At 41.7% G+C, this 5,816-nt stretch carries 6 protein-coding genes; all 6 read right to left on the bottom strand.

All coding sequences use genetic code 11. From position 1 onward, the window contains the following. Positions 1-252: 252 nt before the first annotated feature. The gene (locus I3254_RS02265; protein ID WP_238050856.1) at positions 253-2,169 is read right to left on the bottom strand and encodes a relaxase/mobilization nuclease domain-containing protein; all 1,917 of its coding nucleotides are present in this window, start codon (positions 2,167-2,169) and stop codon (positions 253-255) included. Then, positions 2,159-2,491 (bottom strand): plasmid mobilization relaxosome protein MobC, encoded by a 333-nt coding sequence (gene mobC, locus I3254_RS02270; protein ID WP_238050857.1) that lies wholly within the window; start codon positions 2,489-2,491, stop codon positions 2,159-2,161. Before mobC ends, I3254_RS02265 begins: the two co-directional genes overlap by 11 nt. A 273-nt stretch (positions 2,492-2,764) precedes the next feature. Next, positions 2,765-3,082 (bottom strand): YgdI/YgdR family lipoprotein, encoded by a 318-nt coding sequence (locus I3254_RS02275; protein WP_238050858.1) that lies wholly within the window; start codon positions 3,080-3,082, stop codon positions 2,765-2,767. Between the two features lie 270 nt (positions 3,083-3,352). Then, positions 3,353-4,228, bottom strand: a complete 876-nt coding sequence (locus tag I3254_RS02280; protein ID WP_238050860.1) for a replication initiation protein — start codon at positions 4,226-4,228, stop codon at positions 3,353-3,355. Between the two features lie 320 nt (positions 4,229-4,548). Further along, positions 4,549-4,872 carry a hypothetical protein gene (locus I3254_RS02285; protein ID WP_201540968.1) on the bottom strand — a complete coding sequence of 108 codons (324 nt, stop codon included), beginning with the start codon at positions 4,870-4,872 and terminating at the stop codon, positions 4,549-4,551. A gap of 112 nt (positions 4,873-4,984) precedes the next feature. After that, a partial coding sequence (locus tag I3254_RS02290) for an HNH endonuclease signature motif containing protein (protein ID WP_238050862.1) occupies positions 4,985-5,816 on the bottom strand: 832 nt, incomplete at its 5' end.

Below are 5,816 nucleotides of genomic sequence, written 5' to 3' on the forward strand. Positions count from 1 at the left end.
TCCTTCTCATCCCTCCTTGATTACCACATTTAAATATACCTACAATCTCTTGATTGGTCAGCTCATCACCTATACTGATATCTTCTGGCTTCTTTTCCATATGCAAACTCACCCTATAATAAAAATATTAACTTTTAAGCATACACTAGTGGAACCAGTGTATTGGACTGCCAAACCCATCTAAAATTATTAATAGATTACTCTATTTAGAACTTAATTACGGAACCACTCTAAACCGAATTTTTGTCTTAACTATCGACCCATTCCTGGAGATCGTGACCTTGTAGGCGCTCTAGTACGCTCAAGTTCTTGCTCTTTAGCTTTGATCACTTCTCTGACTTGTCCAGCAATGTGCTTAATTCCTTCAGCTCCCTCTGTATTTCTGTCTGTGAGCCTTTGATTTTCGCTTGTGACTGCTCTATTTTGCTCTGTGCGTTCACTAATTCGCTCAATCCGTACTCCAACTTCACGGTATCGCTCTCTAATTGCGTCGTATCGCTCTCTAGATAGTCGGGCGGTGTTATCGTGCTCTGATACGTCTTCAACTGCTCTACGAGTTGAATTTGTACGTTCCCTAAAGCTAGTAACTCGCTTATCAACGTTGCTTGCGTTGTCACGTGATTTTTCCGATGCGCCATCCAACCATTGAACACGTTCGTTTGTTCTGTCATTGAAGCTTGCAACTCCTTGAACAACGTTGGTAAGCGTTCTAACTCTTGCGTCTTCGTCTGTGCCAATTTGTTCAATGAGGCGGTTAATTCCGCTATATCTTGATCTTTCTTGTCGAGCATCTGCTCCATGTATTGCTCTTGGTCGTCTAGCATCTGCTCTTGGCGTTTGATCGTGTCCTGCTGTGCTTGTAGGGCTTTCTGTACTTGCTCTAGTAGTCTCTTGTCCATGACTTACCTCTGCCCGTAGTTGATGGGGGGCTGCTGTGTCTGCGATTGTGGCTGCGATTTTTGAATGATATAAGTCGGCTTCGAGAACTTGTTGACCAGCATTGCTCCTATCATCATGCCGAATATCATTACGGTGATTGCGACGATACTGGTGACTATTATCCATTTTCTCATTTCTGACTTGATGACCTTCGCTATCCGGTCTTCTCGCTGCTCTATCAGTTGCGCTATATGCTGTGTGTAGGCTTCTATCGTCTTCTCTATGTCTTTTGCGAACTGGTTTAAATGCTTGGTGGTATGGGCTTGGACGTTGCTCATATAAGTTTCGAGGGCTGTACTCATATCGGTTTGATGCTTTGCTAACGTCGTGAGCAACTGCTCGTTGCTCGTGTCTAGGCTGTCCATGCCTTGCTTGATGATAGTCTCGCTTTCTTGTAATTTCGCTGTCATAAAGCTGTTTAGCTGCGTCGTAGCGTTCTCGACTTCCTCCTCGATAACTTTCGCTTGCTGCTGTGACTTCGCTTTGAACTTCTCTGCTAAATTTAAAGCCTCGCTCATATAGTCCGCCTGTTAGCCTGATATTTCGTTTTGCTGTGGGATCTGGGTTTTTGATACTGATTGCTTTGTCTGTCTCTCGTGCTATCTCAAAGCCACCATCCGTTAAGGCTTGAATAACGTCGTCACGACTGGCTATTACGCCTTCAACCACCAATGCCTTTAGACCGTCAGTAATGGCTTGTCTTGCGTCTTTAATGTCTCTTGGTAAGTTGTCACGCTGCGCCATTAATCGCTTTTTGGCTGGATCATTGGGGTCGCTAAAGCCATGCTCGATGTTTTGCATGTCTTTCCATGCGTTGACCCTGCGCTTGTCTTGGTAGTGGATATAGGGCTGAAAGGCTCTGCCATGTTCTAAATCCACATCGGCAAAGACAAAGTTCAGCTCTAATCTGCCTTTGTCTCGATGCTCAATCCAGCTAACGGCAACTCTATCAACGTCTAGCCCTGCTCGAAGGGTTTCCTCAAAGCCGTCCATCAAGGCGTTTTTTTGTTCTGCTGTGACTTCATCCGCTGTCTCGGTGAACGATAAGCAACCACTGGTATATTTTTGCTTAAAGTCGAGGCTATCAATGAGCAAGGCTTGGTTTTCTATGTCGCCTCTCAATACTTCAGCACCAAGGCGTTTGCCGTCTGGCTGCTCTTTGTCGTTAAGCAAATAATCAAACACCCCTTTACTGCCACCAGTGCCATGAGTGAAGAATTTAACGATCATCGGGCACGCTCGATGCTAGTGCTTTGTCTAGCGTGGTCTGCAAATCAAGTAAGGCGATCAATACGGCGTTACCGACTTCTTGCCCTGTGTTGGTCTGCTTGGCTATTTGGTTAATATTGATGCCAATGCGATTAATGGCTCGCACCAATTCTGGGTCGGCACTGTGTACGATTTTTTTGTGCTTGGGTTCGAGCGGGGCTATCGGTTGATCGAGTACCAATTTGCGGACGTAGTTAGACATATCATGTGCGCCTGTCCGCTTCTTAATGTCGGCAATTTCTTGATCCGACACTCTAATTTTTAGCCATTTCGTCCTTGCCATTTTAACCTCGCTATAGCGGTTGTTTTTACCCCTCACGGCTTTTTGTGAGGGGTTGGGGTTAAGGGGTTTCCCCTTACCGGCATGCCTTGGGTCAATAGTAACGTAGTGGATATTGTACCCACGGTATATGCTGGCTTAAAACTAACATACCGCGTAAGACAAAAGCATAATAGGAAAAGATTGTAAGGTTAAGTTAGAACAAAAATAGAAGAGGCCTGAGATTAAACCTCAAGCCTCTTATTAAAAATTATGTTTTTTATAGCTAGCGTAACGCTATTTACATTTCTTTTGTTCGTAAAGATTAGTCATGTTAGCACGGCGTTCTTTCGCTGCTTTTATTGCTTCATCGGTATTAGAATAGGTGCCGATCAAAGCAGGCCAGAATGATAAGCTAACAACAACGTTTTTACCAGTAACACCACGTTCAGCACGAGCCTCTGCTTCAAATTTATCTGCTTCTGATATCTCGCTTAAGATCTGTGTGCAAGATAGATTAACATCACTAACTTGCTTGGTCTGCATAACATGAGGAGTAGCACAGCCTTGCAAGAGAAGAGCGAGCATACCAATAACTAAAGCAGTCTTTTTCATAATCATCCCTAAATTGTAAAATTGAGAACTAGCAGAACAGGGCAGCAGGCCACCCAAAAGGGGAACATTTATACACAAGCTAGAAACAACAGTCAACATAAAGTTACAAGGCCCTAAGTCTAGGCAACGATAGACATTACGGACAAAACAGAAAGAGTAGCGAGAACACTAGGGCAACAGGAATAGCCTAAGCAGAGAATAAAAAGAAGCAAGCACCAGCAAAGATTGCATAAAAAAGGCTGTTATCTGATTTAGGCTTATCTGGTCTCACTATTTTTTTGATTTTTTTCTATAGTATGTAGATCTACTTATACCTAATTCTTCCCAAGGTTTTAACGTTCGCGCTGAAGTCGCTACAACCTTACGTTTAGAAACCTTGCCACCCTTACTACCTTTAAGTGCCTGACGATAAATAAACTCGTTGTAATGGTAGGAATCACGCTTCCAACAGTATTTTGCGATGCTTTTAGCTGTCGCTCTGATTTCTGAGTACGGTAACGGCTCTAAAAACATCATATTTGCGTTCTGAGCGTGTTTAAGCACGGAATGGTACCATTGCTCCCAAGTCTTGCCTCGATGCTCTCTAATCGCAGAATAGGCCCAATGGCGAACGATATCGAACAGGGAGCAGTTCCTACCAAGTCCATATTCTTTTTCTGTGCTCGTTAAGGGTCTGAGATCAACGAACTCGGCTAGGTAATTTAGCTCATAAGCTTCTTTCGTCCATACCTCAGTACGCCAATGGTCGTGCATCGGGTTTTTAGTGATGAAGTTGGTATAACCGACGTCTGCGCGAGTGGCTCTGACCAATCCTGCTTGTATCTTAGCGAGATATTCTAGAGCTTTACGGCTGCCATGCTCACTGGTGCAAACAGGCGTTTTTAGCTCATAGACGATGTGAGCATGTCCATTTTCAGGATTTTGGCTTGTCCACCGTGGCGGTGGTAGGTATTCTTCTGCCCAACGCATTGCGCCATGCTCGTGGTCAATGTCTAAGCAAATGAAGTGGGTCATGCAAGGAGGGTTATGCTGGATGTACCGCATTTTAACGGCAGTTTGCCTAGGGCGAATGACAAGATTACCTAAATCATCGGTGCAATAGGGCTTATGGGGGAGTGTTTCGTATATTTCCGGTAGTATTAACATCACGCACACTTGTGTTGATGCGCCTGCTGATATAAAATGACCGTTCGAATATGGTGGGTTTTATATCTGCTGACACAGATTAAAATTCATCTAACCCCTAGTGACGCCAATCACTGGGGGTTACTCGTTTCTAGGACTTGAGTTTACGCTCTCATTATTGTTTCGTCAATTAGCAATTTCCTCGTAAAGGCACGCCATTTAAGGCGTACATCACTCTGAAAAGTTATGCCTAGGTCATATTACGTACTTGGAGCTGAACAAAACCGCTTGGAATATTGTTTTTAATAAAACATAAAACTGAGCTAGATTTAAAAAGAAAACTAATCTTCTTCATTTTCTATTGATGAATTGCTCTTCATTAGATCGTCTAAAGAGTTATACCGCTCTTGAAATATTTGGTTGGCTTCGCTTTGAGCGCTCACTACTACCTTGTTACCTTTGACAGAAGCTTCTACTCCTATCATTTTATTAAGCGCATCTGCATATTCCTCAAGAATAACGCCCCTAACTTTAACTCTATTAGTATTTTCTCTAATTGCATCCTTTGTAATAACTAAATTAAAATCTTGATCGTTAATTTCTTGTTGCTTAATAACCTCTTCACCAATTCTGCCAACAAAATTACTATCTTTACTTCTTACCATGACGAGTCCTATTAAATAAGCCGTTGTATTAACCGTGATTGAATAATCATTCAATCACTATTCAGTAGCAATTCAATTGTATTTGAATGATGGGTTAATTACTAGTCATTTCTTAGACAAGGCTCAAGAGTTCCTTAGCTTTATCAATTAACTTCTGCACATCTTTAGGTTTATTTATAACATGCATTTTTCTATGACAGTTGGGGCAAAGTGCAACAACGTTATCTACAGAATCAGGACCACCTTCTGCTAACCATTCAACATGATGGACCTCTAGAAATGGAACTCCATTACTTTCAAAAGGCGCTAATTCATCACATAATTGACATTGTCCTACTGCCCTTCTTCGGGCGTATTCTTTGACAAATTCATTACGGTCATATTGTTTTGAGATGACTTTTCTATAGGTGTTAATAGTAGATAAAGTATGATTTAATTTAGTAGCTCTTTCAGCTAACTCGCGATTTGATAGCCTTTTAGTTTTCTTCTCTTTAATTTCTATCGTCTCATTAAGTTCATTATTTCCAATTAAAGGGAAGGACTCTGTAGTAATTGGTCTAAGAGGAAATATATAGACCTTTCTAAGCACTCCTAGCTCATCATGTTGTTTTCCCTCATACGGTTCACCATCTAGCTCGACTTCACCATTAAATCTATACAAGGATTTATAACCGTATTTTTCAAAAAAATAGACCTTAATATCATTACCTTTAGATTCATTTAAAGTTCTATTCTGAGACTTATTTAAGTCCTGATCCCCTTTTGTTCCCATACCGGTATAATGTAAAATCCCTTTCGAATCAATATGATCATCATACAAAGATTTTGTATGATCAGTTATAAGGATAAGGCAGTTCTCACGCTTGCTCCTTCTCATCCCTCCTTGATTACCACATTTAAATATACCTACAATCTCTTGATTGGTCAGCTCATCACCTATACTG

The sequence above is a fragment of the Psychrobacter sp. Ps2 genome (assembly GCF_022129405.1).
In the GTDB taxonomy this organism is placed as follows: domain Bacteria; phylum Pseudomonadota; class Gammaproteobacteria; order Pseudomonadales; family Moraxellaceae; genus Psychrobacter.

Excerpts from the sequence above, each read along its gene's own strand:
- I3254_RS02265 (WP_238050856.1), bottom strand. The coding sequence starts at position 2,169 with ATGATCGTTAAATTCTTCACTCATGGCACTGGTGGCAGTAAAGGGGTG.
- mobC (WP_238050857.1), bottom strand. The coding sequence starts at position 2,491 with ATGGCAAGGACGAAATGGCTAAAAATTAGAGTGTCGGATCAAGAAATT.
- I3254_RS02275 (WP_238050858.1), bottom strand. The coding sequence starts at position 3,082 with ATGAAAAAGACTGCTTTAGTTATTGGTATGCTCGCTCTTCTCTTGCAA.
- I3254_RS02280 (WP_238050860.1), bottom strand. The coding sequence starts at position 4,228 with ATGTTAATACTACCGGAAATATACGAAACACTCCCCCATAAGCCCTAT.
- I3254_RS02285 (WP_201540968.1), bottom strand. The coding sequence starts at position 4,872 with ATGGTAAGAAGTAAAGATAGTAATTTTGTTGGCAGAATTGGTGAAGAG.